Origin of the sequence: Duganella callida (assembly GCF_004614165.1) — a bacterium.
GTDB classification, from domain to species: domain Bacteria; phylum Pseudomonadota; class Gammaproteobacteria; order Burkholderiales; family Burkholderiaceae_D; genus Rugamonas; species Rugamonas callida.
This window is the reverse complement of sequence record NZ_SPVG01000209.1, coordinates 1-13,720: the sequence shown is the minus strand read 5'-3', so window position 1 is coordinate 13,720 and position 13,720 is coordinate 1. Positions and strand designations below refer to the sequence as shown.

Below are 13,720 nucleotides of genomic sequence, written 5' to 3'. Positions count from 1 at the left end.
CCGTAGCGGCCGCTACGGTAGAGCCCGTGTGCGATTGGCAGAACTGACCCCGGATGTAAAAAAGCCCCGTGGTTTGCGCCACGGGGCTTTTGCTTTGACAGCGCTAGATTACTTGGCCGCTTCCTTGTTCATCGCCGCGATCAGGTCCTTGCCGATGCGGCTTTCCATCTGCTGCTGCACCGGCTGCAGCGCCTTGCGCCATTCGGCTTGCTCTTTCACGCTCAGTGTATAGATCTCGGTCTTGCCGGCTTTCTTGATCGCGTCCAGCGCCATGTCGTTGTCGCGTTGGGCGATGGCTTTTTCGAAGGTGGTGGCTTCCTTCATGGCCTTGTCCAGCGCGGCGCGGATGTCAGGCGGCAGGCCGTCCCAGAACTTCTTGTTGACGATCACCGCGTAGCCCAGGTAGCCGTGGTTGGACACGGTCACGTACTTCTGCACCTCGTGCATCTTCTGGGTGTACATGTTCGACGGCGGGTTCTCGGTGCCGTCCACCACGCCGGTCTGCAGCGCCTGGTACACCTCGGAGAAGGCCAGCACCTGCGGGTTGGCGCCCAGCGCGCGCATCTGCGCGTCCAGCACCTTGGACGACTGGATGCGCATCTTCAGGCCCTTGAAGTCCGACGGCGTATGCAGCGGCTTGTTGGCCGACATGACCTTGAAGCCGTTGTCCCAGTACGCCAGGCCGGTGATGCCTTTCGGTTCCAGCTTTTTCAGCAGCGACTTGCCGATTTCGCCTTCGGTCACGTTATACAGCGCGGTCTTCGACGGGAAGATGTACGGCAGGTCGAACGCCTCGAACTCCTTCACGCCCAGCGGACCGAATTTGGCCAGCGACGGCGCCAGCATCTGCACCGCGCCCAGTTGCAGCGCTTCCAGTTCTTCCTTGTCCTTGTACAGCTGGCTGTTCGGATACACCTCGACCTTCACGCGGCCATTGGTCGCCTTTTCGGCCAGCTGTTTGAAACGCTCTGCGGCCTGGCCTTTCGGCGTGTCGGTGGCAACCACGTGGCTGAATTTGATGACGATAGGCGCCTGAGCGTAGGCGTTGAAGCTCAGGGCGGCGCTCAGGATGAGCAGAACGGGTTTCAGTTTCATGAAGTCTCCTGGTGGTGGGGATTGAATTACACTATTGTTCTATTGTGGACGATTCTTATAAATCGCTGCAACACTGGCAACTGTGGATAACCACAATGGCCGCCCGCCCACGACCCGCTACCCTGACCGCCCATGACCAGCCAGCCCGACACCACGCCCGCCACACCGCGCAAGCCGCAATCCGGCACCTCGCTGCGCTGGCTGCTGCCGATCGTGCTGGTGTTGTTTTTCCTGGCGATCCTGATCTGGCTGCCGTGGCAGGCGCGCCAGATGGAAAGCAACGAACGCCAGGAGCAGTTGATCGCCGATACGCTGTGGGTGGAGCAGACCATCCGCTTCCAGCTGGGCCGCGACGAGGAGAGTCTGCGCAACCTGGGCCTGGAAATCGCCGCCGGCCGCCTGACCGCGCCCATGCTGCACGAACGCCTGGCGCGCCTGCTGAAGAACGGCCATGAACTGATCCGCGTGGTCTGGCTCAAGCCGGACGGCCATCTGGGCGGCAGCAGCGACCCGCTGGCCACGCCGGTGGAACTGTCGGCCGCCTCCAGGGCCACCGCCGAGATCACGCGCAAGACCCGCCAGCCAATGTACACCCAGCCGGAGGCGCAGACGCCGAACCAGTCGGCCGCGCCGGCCGCGGTGCTGATGGATTATCACGTGCCGCTGTACCGCGGCGACGATTATCTGGGCGATCTGGTGGCCACCTACCAGACCAGCGTGATGCTGGAGGAGATGGTGCCGTGGTGGTTCGCCCAGGATAACCAGGTGTCGCTGGTGGACCGCGACGACAAGGTGCTGGCGCGGCGCGCGGCCGCCGGTCCTGGCCACGGCGTCTACACCCACAAGCGCGCGCTCGACCTGCCGGGCGCCTCGGTCACGCTGGTCACCGACAGCGTCAAGAGCGAACCGCAGCTGCTGCCCAATCTGCTGGTCGGCTCGGTGATCGTGCTGTCGCTCGGCCTGTTATGGAGCCTGCTGGCCCTGTGGGGCCACATCTCCAGGCGGCTGGCGGCGGAGGGCGCGCTGCGCCAGCAGATGTCGTTCCGCACCGCGATGGAAAATTCGCTGGTGACCGGCCTGCGCGCGCGCGACCTGGAGGGCCGCATCACCTACGTGAATCCGGCGTTCTGCCAGATCGTCGGCTATCCGGCCGAGGACATCGTCGGCAAGCTGCCGCCCATGCCCTACTGGGCGCCGGAGGCGATGAGCGAATACCAGGCGCGCTTCGCCTCGGTCCTGGCGGGCAAGGTGACGCCGCAGTTCGAGACCGTGTTCCAGCGCCCCAACGGCGAACGCGTGCCGGTGCTGGTGTTCGAGGCGCCGCTGGTGGACAACCACGGCAAGCAGACCGGCTGGATGGGTTCCATCCTCGACATCTCCGACCGCAAGCGCATCGAGGAACTCAATCGCCAGCAGCAGGAAAAGCTGCAGGCCTCGTCGCGCCTGGCCACGATGGGCGAGATCGCGTCCATGCTGGCGCATGAGCTGAACCAGCCGCTGGCCGCGATCTCCAGCTACACCACCGGCGCGCTGAATCTGCTCGGCCGCAACGGCGCGGTCGATTGCAATATGCTGAAACCGGCGCTGGAGCAGGCCAGCAGCCAGGCCCAGCGCGCCGGCCAGATCATCCGCAGCGTGCACGAATTCGTCAAGAAGCGCGAGCCGCTGCGCCAGGCAATCGCCATCGCCTCGCTGCTGGACGGCATCCGCGCGCTGATCGAACTGCAGGCGCGCCAGAGCTATGTCTCGTTCCGTACCGAGATCCCGGAGCACTTGCCGCCGGTGCGCGGCGACCGCGTGATGCTGGAACAGGTGCTGCTCAACCTGACCCGCAACGCCATCGAATCCATGCATCCGGTGCCGCCGCAGCAGCGCGTGCTGAACGTGGTGGCCTCCTACGACGCCGACACGGCCAGGGTCAGCGTGGCGGTGATCGACCAGGGCCACGGCATCCCGCAGGATGTGGCGCAGCGCCTGTTCTCGCCGTTCTTCTCGACCAAGGCCGAGGGCATGGGCATGGGGCTCAACATCTGCCGGACTGCGATAGAATTCCATGGCGGCGCGCTGACCTTCCGCGCCAACCCGCAGGGCGGGACCATATTTACCTTCGTGCTGCCGGCGGTGCCGGTGGTCGCGGCACAGGAGACCTCATAAATGCTGCATATCGTCGACGATGAAGCGGTCGTGCGCGACGCGCTGACCTGGCTGGCCACGACACGTGCCATCCCGGCGCGCGCCTACGAATCGGGGGCGCAGTTCCTGGCGCATGCCGGCGAGTTCGATCCGGACGGCGATTGCGTGCTGCTCGACGTGCGCATGCCGGATATGAACGGCGTGGCGGTGTTCGACCAGTTGCTGTCGCGCGGCCTGGCGCAGCGCATGCCGGTGATCTTCCTGACCGGCCACGGCGACGTGCCGATGGCGGTGGACTCGCTCAAGCGCGGCGCCTTCGACTTCTTCGAAAAGCCGTTCAACGACAACCAGTTGATGGACCGGGTGCAGGAAGGCCTGGCCAACTCGCGCCGCGCCAGCGAACACGCGGCGGTGCACGCGCGCCTGGCGACGCTGTCCACACGCGAGCGCGAGGTGCTGGACCTGATCCTGGCCGGCAAGATGAACAAGGTGGTGGCGGACGAACTCGGCATCAGCATGCGCACGGTGGAAGTCCACCGCGCCCACATCTTCGACAAGATGCAGGTGAAAACCGCCGTCGAACTGGCCGGCCTGCTGAAATAAAAATCCCCGCCGTAGCGGGGATGCCGTCAGCCTTTCTGTGTGGCGATCCACTCGTCCACGACTTTTTCCAGCACCGGCAGCGGCACGTTGCCGGTTTCCAGTACGACGTTGTGGAAGGCCTTGATGTTGAACTTGTCGCCCAGCGCTTTCCGCGCCTTGGCGCGCAGGTCGAGGATGCGCATCATGCCGATCTTGTAGGCGCAGGCCTGGCCCGGCATCACCACGTAACGGTCCACTTCCGCCGGCGGAATGCCGTAGTCGATCGCCTGCTGGCGCGTCCACTTCATCGCGTGCAGGCCGGTGTCGGTCACCAGGCGGCGCGCGCGGAACAGTTCCGCGTCCAGCTGGCCCAGGCGGCCAACCGTGTCATCGCCATACCAGCCATTCTCCGCCGCCAGCTGCTCGGCATACAGCGCCCAGCCCTCGCCGTACGCCGAACCGACGCCGAACACGCGGTCGCGGCGATAGCGCGGCAAGCCGGTGTTCTCCTGCTGTGACGCGACCTGGAAGTGGTGCCCCGGCACACCCTCGTGGTACACCAGCGTGCGCATGCCGACGATGCGGAACTCAGGCCCGGGCAGCGGGGCCCAGAAGATGCCGGGACGAGTGCCATCCCTGGCCGGACCGGTGTAGTGCGCGGCCGCCGTCTTCTCGGTGAACACCGGCTCGCGCTTTACCGTCACCGGCGCCTTCGGCACGATGTCGAACAACAGCTTCGAGCGCGCCTCGGCGTCGCGCAGGATTTCTTCATAGCGCGCCAGCAGTTGCGGACGCGGGTCGGCGTCCTTCGGCTGCTGGTCCTTCTCCAGCTTCTCCATGCGCTGCTTGATGCTGCCGTCGGTATAACCGATCGACACCAGCAGCGTGTTCATCTCCTGCTCGATGCGCGCGACTTCCTTCAGGCCGATTTCATGGATCTGCCGCGGCGTGTAATCGGTGGACGTCATCTGGCGCAGCACCACGGCATACGCCTTGTCGCCGTTCGGCAGGCGCCACAAGCCGGCGTCGTTGTTGGTGCGCGGCAGTTGCTCCTGCAGCAGCGCGCGGGTGCGCTGGAACACCGGGATGATGGATTGCTTGACGATGGCCGCCGCCTCCGCCGCGAACTTCGCCTGGTCTTCGGCCGGCACATCCTTCACGTTCGCCATGCGCTGCACCAGCGATGCCACCAGCACATTGTTCTCCGGCGTGCCGTCGAGGAAGCGGTCCAGCTGGCCGATCGAAGCCTGCGTGATAAAGGTCGGCATCAGGATACCGTTGCTGGCGGCGCCGCGCGCCTGCACGATGCCGGTATCCATCTTGTCCGACACCTGCTTCAGGCGCACCAGGTAGTTTTCGATGTCGCGGCGGTTGCGGATCGGGTGCTGTTGCGACAGGAAGTTCACCAGCTGCACGTGCAGGCCGGTGAACTGGTTGAACACGAACTGGTACTCGCGATACGGATACGCATCGACCGTATTCTGCAGGCTCCAGGTGATGGTCGCGGCACTGGCGCGCTGTTGCGGCGTCAGTTTGCCAAGATCCATCCTCCCCAACTCGCTCAAATCCTTTTTGGCCGTCGCCACTTCCGCCGCGCGGTACACCACGGTGTTCGGCGTCAGCTTGCGGTCCAGTTCATCCTGCTCCTTGCCGCTGAAGTACTGCCGCACGGTGGCGCCTTCCGGGTCGTTGCGCACCTTGGCGTTGGCGACCTTGTCGGACCATTCATCGAAGCTGACGCCGTGCGCCGCCACCGAGAATGTGGCGCTGATCAGCAGGGAAATGAATCTAATTGAAGTTTGCATTGCGAGGGTCCTGGTTAATAAAGAACCCGACGAGTGTAGCCCACGCCACAGCATCGGGCCAATGCCGGCGTGGCGGGGCGTCGCGCCGACAACACACACTCAGTCCGGCTTTACCAGCGTCGCCTGATCGAGCTGCGTGCGATTGCGGCCACCCTGCCTGGCGCCAACAGGAGACATCATGAGCATTGGCCGGCAAGCCTGCTGGAACTATCTGTATGACGGCATCTTCGCCGCTCAAGCGCTGAGATGCCGATCCAGCGCCCACGCCACATGCTCGCGCACCAGTTCTGAAGGATGATCGCGGCGCTCCCGCAGCGCCGCCACGATGGCCGCGTCGCCTTTGGCGCCGGCCGCCGCGGCGTTGCCCAGGCCGACCGCGAGGTTGCGCAGCCAGCGTTCATGGCCGATGCGGCGTATCGGGCTGCCCTCCATCTTGCGGTTGAAATCCTCCTCGCTCCAGCCGAACAGCTCGACCATGGAAGCGTGCCCCAGGCCATGGCGCTCGTCGAAATCGGGCAGCACGGCCGGCTGGGCGAACTTGTTCCAAGGGCAAACGGTCTGGCAATCGTCGCAGCCGTAGACGCGGTTGCCGATCAGCGGCCGCAGCTCCGGCGGAATGGCGTTTTTCAGTTCGATGGTCAGGTAGGAGATGCAGCGGCGCGCATCCAGCTTGCCGGGACCGAGGATGGCTTGCGTCGGACACGCCGTGATGCACGACGTGCACTGGCCGCAGTGGGCGCCGGTCGGTTCGTCCACCGGCAGCGGCAGATCGACCAGGAATTCGCCCATGAAGAACATCGAGCCGGCAGTGCGCGACAGCAGCAGGGTATGTTTGCCGCGCCAGCCCAGGCCCGCCTTCTCGGCCAGCGGCAGCTCCATCACCGGCGCCGAGTCGGTGAACACGCGGTAGCCGAAATCGCCGATTTCCGCCTTCACCTTGTCGGCCAGTTGTTGCAGACGGGCGCGCAGCACCTTGTGGTAGTCGCGGCCGCGCGCATACACCGAGATCACGGCCGCCCGCGGATCGGCCAGGCGCCGCGCTTCGCGCTCGCGCCACGCGTCGCCCCCCCCGGTTTCCGTGTCCCTCGGCAGATAGTTCATGCGGGCGCTGATCACGCGTATCGTGCCGGGCACCAGCTCGGCGGGACGCGCGCGCTTCATGCCGTGGGCCGCCATGTAATCCATTTCGCCATGCATGCCGGCGTCGAGCCAGGCCTGCAGGCCGGCTTCGGCGTGACTGAGGTCGACGTCGGTGATGCGGATTTCGGCAAAGCCGAGTTCCAGGCCCCAGCGCTTGATGCTGAGGGCAAGTTCGGCTAAATTGGTTTCAGACAGGGACATCGGGGCGCGGGCTAGAAGGTACAATGGCTGGCGATCCAACCATATGACATTTTATTCGATGCAGCACTTTACAGCCCATCTCCATGACGAAGAAGGCACCGCCGCACTGGGCGCGTCGCTGGCGCACGCCCTGCTGCCCGGCCTGGCGATCCACCTGCACGGCGACCTGGGCGCCGGCAAGACCGCCCTCACGCGCGCGCTGCTGCACGCCGCCGGCCATACGGGCACGGTGAAAAGCCCGACCTACACCTTGTCCGAACCCTATCAGATCCAGTTCGATGGCCGCGCGGTCAACGTCATCCACTTCGACCTGTACCGCATGTCCAGCGCCGAGGAATTCCTCGATGCCGGCTTCCGCGAGGATTTCAACGGCGATAACATCTGCATCGTCGAATGGCCGGAAAAGGCCGAAGGCGTGCTGCCGCCGCCCGACCTGAATGTGTTTTTGACTGTGGCGGGCCACGGCCGTCATGTAGAATTGCAGGCGTCCACCGCCCTGGGTAACTCATGCCTTCAACGCCTCAAATTCGCTCCCAACATGTGAGCCGCCGCACCGTGCTGAAGGCCGGTGCCACCCTGCTGCTTGCCGTGACCGTGCCGCAGCGCGCCAACGCCGCGCAAATACTGGCCGTGCGCGTGTGGCCGGCCGACGACTATACCCGCGTCACGCTGGAAAACGACACCGACCTCAAAGCCACCCACTTCATCGTCAAGGACCCGGAGCGGCTGGTGGTCGACATCGAGGGCCTGGACCTGAATCCGACCCTGAAAAGCCTGGTGGCCAAGATCCAGTCCAACGACCCGTACATCAAGCAGGTGCGCGTGGGCCAGAACCGTCCGAATGTGGTGCGGCTGGTATTCGATCTGAAAGAGGAAGTAACGCCTCAGGTGTTCACGCTGCCGCCGGCCGGCAATTACAAACACCGCCTGATCTTCGACCTGTATCCGGTCAAGGAAGTCGATCCGATCGCCGCGATGATCGAAAAAGGCGACTGGTCGGCCGACGACAAGGTGGCCGCCGGACCAGCCGCCGCGCCGACGCCGAAGGAGCAGCTGGAACAGCTCAAGCCGGACACCAGGGCCGAGCCGCGCGAGGAATTGAAGACCGAACTGAAAACCGCCGAAGCCCAGGTCAAGCCCGAAAAACCCGGCAAGATGGTGCGCATGCTGACCATCGCGCTCGATCCGGGCCATGGCGGCGAAGACCCCGGCGCCTCGGGCAAGAACGGCAGCCGCGAGAAGGACATCGTGCTGTCGATCGCCAAGCGCCTCAAATCGAAACTGGAAGAGCAGCCGAACATCCGCGTGATGCTGACCCGCGACGCCGACTACTTCGTCCCGCTGGGCACGCGCGTCGACAAGGCGCGCAAGGTGCAGGCCGATTTGTTCGTCTCCATCCACGCCGACGCCTTCGTGCAGCCCACCGCGCGCGGCTCGTCGGTGTTCGTGCTGTCGGAAAAAGGCGCGACCTCCTCCGCCGCGCGCTGGCTGGCGGACAAGGAAAACGCGGCCGACGTCATCGGCGGCGTCAACGTCAAGAACCACGACAAGCAGCTGGCCAGCGTGCTGTTCGACCTGTCCACCACCGCGCAGATCAACGACAGCATGAAGCTGGGCCGCGCCGTGCTGGGCGAAATCGGCGGCATCAACCGCCTGCACAAAGGCTCGGTCGAGCAGGCCGGCTTCGCGGTGCTGAAGGCGCCGGACATTCCGTCTATCCTGATCGAGACGGCCTTCATCTCCAACCCGGAGGAAGAGGCCAAGCTGCTGGACGAGGCTTACCAGAACAAGCTGGCCGACGCCATCGTCACCGGCATCCGCCGCTATTTCGCTAAAAATCCGCCGCTGTCCAAGAACCGGCTTACCTGAGGGAGACTCATGGCTGTAGTAACGATGACCACTTACGGCGACCTGCCGGCCGTCCACATCACCGCCGCCGATGGCGCGCAGGCGACCGTGTCGCTGTTCGGCGCCCACCTGCTGTCCTGGAAGACGGCCGACGGCAAGGAGCGCCTGTTCGTCAGTTCACGGACGCCACTGGACGGCAGCAAGGCGATACGCGGCGGCGTGCCGGTCATCTTCCCGCAGTTTAATGTGCGCGGCCCCGGCCTGCGCCACGGCTTTGCGCGCGTCAGCAACTGGCGCCTGACCAGCCAGGGCGGCGACGCCGGAAGCTCCCACCTCGAATTCAGCCTGAGGCGCGAGGACCTGGATGCGGAACACGCGCAGGCCTGGCCGCACGCGTTCGCGCTGACCTTGCGCTTCACGCTGCACGGCGATGCGCTGGAAATGGACTACACGGTGCACAACCCGGGCGCATCGGCCTTCCCGTTCGGCGTGGCGCTGCATACCTACTACGAGGTCGGTCACCTCGATGCGACCAGCATCAGCGGCCTGCAGGGGCAGCAGTACACCGATCATCATTTGAACACGCTGGTGCAGGATTACCCGGCACTGCACTTCACCGAGAAACACGACCGCCTGTACAAGTCGACGCCGGACCTGACGCTGAATACGGCCGATGCCACGCTGCGCCTGGAGCAGCAGGGGTTCAGCGAATGGGTGGTGTGGAATCCGGGCCGGGCCGACGCGGCCGCGCTGGTGGACCTGGCCGATGAGGAGTACCTGCGCTTCGTCTGCATCGAGCCGGCGCGCATCGACCAGCAGCCGCTGGCCGCCGGCGCCACCTGGACCGGCCGGCACCGCATCGGCGCCTGACCTGGACGTTACTGAGATTCCTTGATGATGCGGCCGTTGCCCGGCTGCGTCGGACGCGCGTTCAGCGGGTACAGGCGGCTGAACAAGGCCATCTGCGCCGGCGAGGCCTGCACCGGCTCCTTCATCACCATCCACAGCACATTTTCCTGGCACGGCGGCGTGGTCATCGAGCCCATGAAGGTAAAGTAATCGCGCCGCGCCGGCAGCAAATCGGTCGGGTCCAGCGTGACCGCCGGCGCCGCCGTGTCGAACTTCTCCAGCGGCAGGTTGTTCCACACCGTCTGGATCACCGGCTGCGGCTTGCCGCGTTCCAGCAGCAGCGCCAGCATGGCAATGCGGCCCTCGCTGTCCTTGTGCACCAGATGCACCACCATCTCATACCCCTTGCCGTTGATGCGTTCCTCCGACGGACGGTGGAAATGGAACTGCACCAGCTCATAGGTGCGATTGCCCACGGTCAGATAATTGCCGTTGCCGACCATCACCTGCACCGTATGGCCATTGTCGGTCACATTGAACGAGGATGGCTGGTAATTGAAATTGATCTGCTCCAGCTCGACCTTCATGCCGTCGCGGATATCGATCGGCGACTGACGGTTGCCGCTGCCGCACTTGGCCCAGGCCGGGTTGATCTTGCCCCAGTTGGCGGGGCCGGTTTCCCCTTCGTAGGACCAGACATTGCTGATTTTCGGCGTAGCCGCCACCACCGCGGCCGCCGCCGCGGCGGCATCGCGCTGCTTCCTGGCCTTGGCCGCCGCCGCCACGCGCGCCGCCTGGTTGGCGCGCATGATGGCCAGGCGCTCGGCGATCTTGGCCGACAGATCGACCTCGGCCTGCGCCTCTTTTTCGCGTTCGGAGAGTTTGCGCGCCGGCGCCGGCGCGGAGGCCGCGGCGGAAGATGCCGACGATGCGGCCGCCCCCGTGCTGGTAACCGACCCTGCCACGCCGCCCAGCGCCGACTTGGTCGACGGCGAGAGCAGCGGGTCTTTATTTTCGCCGTGGGCCGCGGTGACGACGCAGCAGCAGGCTATCAGGGGCAGGAGGAAGCGCATATGTATCCAGAAGTAACAGTTACCTCATGGTATACGGATGCATTCAAGCAAAACTTGAGGGTTCAGCGCCCCTGTACGCGTCGCGACAGCTTATACACGCCGCCCACCGCCATCGGCACCACCGCCACGCCGACGCCGACCAGCACGATCTCGGTCAGATGCTCGCGCACGATCGGCATGTTGCCGAAGAAGTAGCCGGCCGTGGTCAGCAGCACAACCCACAGGATCGCGCCGGTGAAGTTGTACAACTGGAAGCGCGCGTGGGTCATGTCCGACACGCCGGCCACGAATGGCGCAAAGGTGCGCACCACCGGCACGAAGCGCGCCAGCACGATGGTCTTGCCGCCGTGTTTCTCGAAGAATTCGTGGGTGCGCTTCAGCGCTTCCTTGTTGAGCCAGCGGTAATCATGGGTGAATACCTTTTGCCCAATTTTTTCGCCTATCCAGTAATTGACGGTATTGCCGGTGATCGCAGCCGTGCTCAGCAGGAAAACCAGCAGCGCCAGATTCATCTCACCCACTGCGCACAGGGCGCCCGCGATGAACAGCAGCGTGTCGCCAGGGAAGAAGAACAGCACCACCAGGCCGGTTTCGCAGAAGATGATGGCAAACAGGACGACGTAGATCAGGGTACCGTACTGCTGGATCAGCACTTCCAGTGTTTTGTCGACATGAAGAATCATGTCAAAAAATTGCATAAAATCCATATTCTTCCCATAAAGTGTGCGGCGGCATCATACACCACTCCGTGCCGGAGATAACCAGTTTACAATCCCCGCAGGGCCCGCAGCAACGGGTTTTAGATAAACAAGGAGAGAATGGATGGCATTGTCCCGCAAGTTCCACATCGCCCTGGCCACCAGCCTGGGCGCCGCACTCTGTAGCGCCAGCGCAGCCGATCTGCCCGTGCGTCCCAGCGCCAGCGATCTGATCAAAACCTCGCAGCCTTCCGACTGGCGGCCGCTGAATCCTGAGAATACCTTATATATGGAACTGCCGGCCGGCCGGGTGGTGATCGAACTGGCGCCGGAATTCGCGCCGCAGAACGTCGCCAACATCAAGACCCTGGTCAGGGAACATTATTTCGACGGCCTGGCCATCCTGCGCTCGCAGGACAATTACGTGGCCCAATGGGGCGACCCGAACGCGGAGACCCAGCCCAAATCGCTGGGCTCGGCCAAGGCCAAGGTGGCCGGCGAATTCAGCGTGCCGATGGCCAACGACAAGCACTTCGTGCGCCAGAAGGACTTCGACGGCTATGCGCCGCAGATCGGTCATTCCAACGGCTTCCCGGTCGGCCGCGATCCCAAGAGCAAAACCACCTGGCTGGCGCACTGCTACGGCATGGTCGGCGTCGGCCGCGACAATGACACCGACAGCGGCAACGGCGCCGAACTGTACGCGGTGACCGGTCACGCGCCGCGCCATCTGGACCGCAACATCACCGTGGTCGGCCGCGTGATCGCCGGCATGCCACTGCTGACCACGCTGACTCGCGGCAGCGAAGCCATGGGCTTCTACGGCGGCAAGGATGCGCGCACGCCGATCACTTCGGTACGCTTCGAGTCGGAGGTGCCGGAAGCCGAGCGCAGCCATCTGGAAGTGATGCGCAGCGAGGCGCCGATCTACCAGAGCATCCTGGAAGCGCAGCGTAACCGCGGCGGCCCGTGGAATAAATACGCGGCCAACTACCTGGAGCTGTGCAACGCCATGATCCCGGTGCGCGAACGGCCAAAGCAGTGACCCCGGCGGGGGAGCAGTTATAATCTCGTGATGAACGCGCCAGACCTCCGCCCTCCCCGTCCGATCCAGGCCCTGCCTGACCAGCTGATTTCGCAAATCGCCGCCGGCGAGGTGATCGAGCGGCCGTCGGCCGTGGTCAAGGAGTTGCTGGAGAATGCGCTGGACGCCGGCGGCACCCAGATCGCGGTGCGGCTGGAGGAAGGCGGGGTCAAGCGCATCTGCATCACCGACAACGGCCGCGGCATCCCGCCCGAGCAAATGCCGCTGGCGCTGGCGCGTCACGCCACCTCCAAGATCGCCTCGCTGGACGACCTGGAAAACGTCGGCACGCTGGGCTTCCGCGGCGAGGCGCTGGCCTCGATCGCCTCGGTGGCGCAGGTAACCATCACTTCGCGCACCGCCGACGCCGCGCACGCCTGGGAAATCTCCGGCTCGCACCTGGCGACGCCGACGCCGTCCTCGGGCGCGCTGGGCACCACGGTCGATGTGCGCGACCTGTATTTCAACACGCCGGCGCGGCGCAAATTCCTGAAATCCGAGCAGACCGAATTCGGCCATTGCGCCGAAATCGTGCGCCGCATCGCGCTGGCGCGGCCCGACGTGTCGTTCTCGCTCAGCCATAACGGCCGCACGGTCGACCACTGGAACGTCAGCGAAATCGCCCGCCGCAGCGCGCAGATCCTCGGCGACAACTTTGCCGAGGCGCGCCTGCAGGTCGACGAAACCGTCGGCCCGCTGCGCATCTACGGTTACATCGGCCTGCCGACCGCGTCCAAGGCGCGCGCCGATGGCCAGTTCTTCTATGTGAACGGCCGCTTCGTGCGCGACAAGGTGCTGGTGCACGCGGTCAAGGCCGCCTACCAGGACGTGCTGCATGGCGACCGTTTCCCGTCGTATGTGCTGTCGCTGGACCTCGATCCGGCGCTGGTCGATGTCAACGTGCACCCGTCCAAGATCGAGGTGCGCTTCCGCGACGGCCGCGCCGTGCACCAGTGCGTGTTCCACGCGGTGTCGCGCGCGCTGGCGCAGACCTCGGCCACCGCGCACGGCAGCGTGCCCTCGCCGCTGCCGGCGGCCGACAGCCTGAACGCGACGCCGGTCTGGCGCGGCGAGCAGACCTCGTTCGGCGCGCTGCTGGCGCCCGATTACGCGCCGACTTTCTCGCCATCGCCATTCGGCGCGGGCGGTGCACGCGACGGCGCGGGAATGCCAGCCGGCGGCAGCGACGCAGCTGGCCGTGGCGGCTACGCC

General features: G+C 65.0%; 12 protein-coding genes. 7 read left to right on the top strand and 5 right to left on the bottom strand.

What is annotated here, in order from left to right:
* Positions 1 to 108 precede the first annotated feature (108 nt).
* Complete coding sequence (locus tag E4L98_RS20945; RefSeq protein ID WP_135203482.1) at positions 109 to 1,095, bottom strand: TRAP transporter substrate-binding protein; 987 nt, start codon at positions 1,093 to 1,095, stop codon at positions 109 to 111.
* Between the two features lie 132 nt (positions 1,096 to 1,227).
* Here E4L98_RS20945 and E4L98_RS20940 point away from each other — a divergent pair, with 132 nt between their 5' ends.
* Together E4L98_RS20940 and E4L98_RS20935 are read left to right on the top strand one after the other, a co-directional pair.
* Positions 1,228 to 3,249, top strand: a complete 2,022-nt coding sequence (locus tag E4L98_RS20940) for a two-component system sensor histidine kinase NtrB (protein WP_135203481.1) — start codon at positions 1,228 to 1,230, stop codon at positions 3,247 to 3,249.
* Positions 3,250 to 3,831 carry a response regulator transcription factor gene (locus E4L98_RS20935; protein WP_135203480.1) on the top strand — a complete coding sequence of 194 codons (582 nt, stop codon included), beginning with the start codon at positions 3,250 to 3,252 and terminating at the stop codon, positions 3,829 to 3,831.
* Positions 3,832 to 3,857: 26 nt separating this feature from the next.
* Here the strand turns inward: E4L98_RS20935 and E4L98_RS20930 are convergent, their stop codons facing one another.
* Together E4L98_RS20930 and queG are read right to left on the bottom strand one after the other, a co-directional pair.
* Complete coding sequence (locus E4L98_RS20930) at positions 3,858 to 5,615, bottom strand: DUF885 domain-containing protein (protein ID WP_135203479.1); 1,758 nt, start codon at positions 5,613 to 5,615, stop codon at positions 3,858 to 3,860.
* A 234-nt stretch (positions 5,616 to 5,849) separates the two neighbouring features.
* Positions 5,850 to 6,956, bottom strand: a complete 1,107-nt coding sequence (gene queG, locus E4L98_RS20925) for a tRNA epoxyqueuosine(34) reductase QueG (protein ID WP_135203478.1) — start codon at positions 6,954 to 6,956, stop codon at positions 5,850 to 5,852.
* Between the two features lie 58 nt (positions 6,957 to 7,014).
* Here queG and tsaE point away from each other — a divergent pair, with 58 nt between their 5' ends.
* From tsaE to E4L98_RS20910, 3 genes are read left to right on the top strand one after another with little or no spacing between them, the layout of a single operon-like run.
* Complete coding sequence (tsaE, locus tag E4L98_RS20920; RefSeq protein ID WP_135203477.1) at positions 7,015 to 7,500, top strand: tRNA (adenosine(37)-N6)-threonylcarbamoyltransferase complex ATPase subunit type 1 TsaE; 486 nt, start codon at positions 7,015 to 7,017, stop codon at positions 7,498 to 7,500.
* A complete protein-coding gene (locus tag E4L98_RS20915; protein WP_135203476.1) occupies positions 7,464 to 8,825 on the top strand; it encodes an N-acetylmuramoyl-L-alanine amidase in 1,362 nt (453 codons plus the stop codon). Before tsaE ends, E4L98_RS20915 begins: the two co-directional genes overlap by 37 nt.
* A gap of 9 nt (positions 8,826 to 8,834) precedes the next feature.
* On the top strand, positions 8,835 to 9,674 hold the full coding sequence (locus tag E4L98_RS20910; RefSeq protein ID WP_135203475.1) for a D-hexose-6-phosphate mutarotase: 840 nt from the start codon (positions 8,835 to 8,837) through the stop codon (positions 9,672 to 9,674).
* 8 nt (positions 9,675 to 9,682) lie between these two features.
* Here E4L98_RS20910 and E4L98_RS20905 read toward each other — a convergent pair whose 3' ends face one another.
* Both E4L98_RS20905 and E4L98_RS20900 read right to left on the bottom strand, forming a co-directional pair.
* Positions 9,683 to 10,726, bottom strand: a complete 1,044-nt coding sequence (locus tag E4L98_RS20905) for a carbonic anhydrase (RefSeq protein ID WP_135203474.1) — start codon at positions 10,724 to 10,726, stop codon at positions 9,683 to 9,685.
* 62 nt (positions 10,727 to 10,788) lie between these two features.
* On the bottom strand, positions 10,789 to 11,433 hold the full coding sequence (locus tag E4L98_RS20900) for a VTT domain-containing protein (protein WP_135203473.1): 645 nt from the start codon (positions 11,431 to 11,433) through the stop codon (positions 10,789 to 10,791).
* Positions 11,434 to 11,548: 115 nt separating this feature from the next.
* On the opposite strand from E4L98_RS20900, the gene E4L98_RS20895 reads away from it, so the two are divergent.
* Positions 11,549 to 12,469, top strand: a complete 921-nt coding sequence (locus E4L98_RS20895; protein ID WP_135203472.1) for a peptidylprolyl isomerase — start codon at positions 11,549 to 11,551, stop codon at positions 12,467 to 12,469.
* A 30-nt stretch (positions 12,470 to 12,499) separates the two neighbouring features.
* A partial coding sequence (gene mutL / locus E4L98_RS20890; protein ID WP_135203471.1) for a DNA mismatch repair endonuclease MutL occupies positions 12,500 to 13,720 on the top strand: 1,221 nt, incomplete at its 3' end.

Bases quoted from the DNA above. Each gene is read 5' to 3' on its own strand.
- E4L98_RS20930 (WP_135203479.1), bottom strand. From the start codon at position 5,615: ATGCAAACTTCAATTAGATTCATTTCCCTGCTGATCAGCGCCACATTC.
- E4L98_RS20915 (WP_135203476.1), top strand. From the start codon at position 7,464: ATGCCTTCAACGCCTCAAATTCGCTCCCAACATGTGAGCCGCCGCACC.
- E4L98_RS20935 (WP_135203480.1), top strand. From the start codon at position 3,250: ATGCTGCATATCGTCGACGATGAAGCGGTCGTGCGCGACGCGCTGACC.
- E4L98_RS20945 (WP_135203482.1), bottom strand. From the start codon at position 1,095: ATGAAACTGAAACCCGTTCTGCTCATCCTGAGCGCCGCCCTGAGCTTC.
- E4L98_RS20940 (WP_135203481.1), top strand. From the start codon at position 1,228: ATGACCAGCCAGCCCGACACCACGCCCGCCACACCGCGCAAGCCGCAA.
- E4L98_RS20895 (WP_135203472.1), top strand. From the start codon at position 11,549: ATGGCATTGTCCCGCAAGTTCCACATCGCCCTGGCCACCAGCCTGGGC.
- E4L98_RS20905 (WP_135203474.1), bottom strand. From the start codon at position 10,726: ATGCGCTTCCTCCTGCCCCTGATAGCCTGCTGCTGCGTCGTCACCGCG.
- tsaE (WP_135203477.1), top strand. From the start codon at position 7,015: ATGCAGCACTTTACAGCCCATCTCCATGACGAAGAAGGCACCGCCGCA.
- E4L98_RS20910 (WP_135203475.1), top strand. From the start codon at position 8,835: ATGGCTGTAGTAACGATGACCACTTACGGCGACCTGCCGGCCGTCCAC.
- queG (WP_135203478.1), bottom strand. From the start codon at position 6,956: ATGTCCCTGTCTGAAACCAATTTAGCCGAACTTGCCCTCAGCATCAAG.
- E4L98_RS20900 (WP_135203473.1), bottom strand. From the start codon at position 11,433: ATGGATTTTATGCAATTTTTTGACATGATTCTTCATGTCGACAAAACA.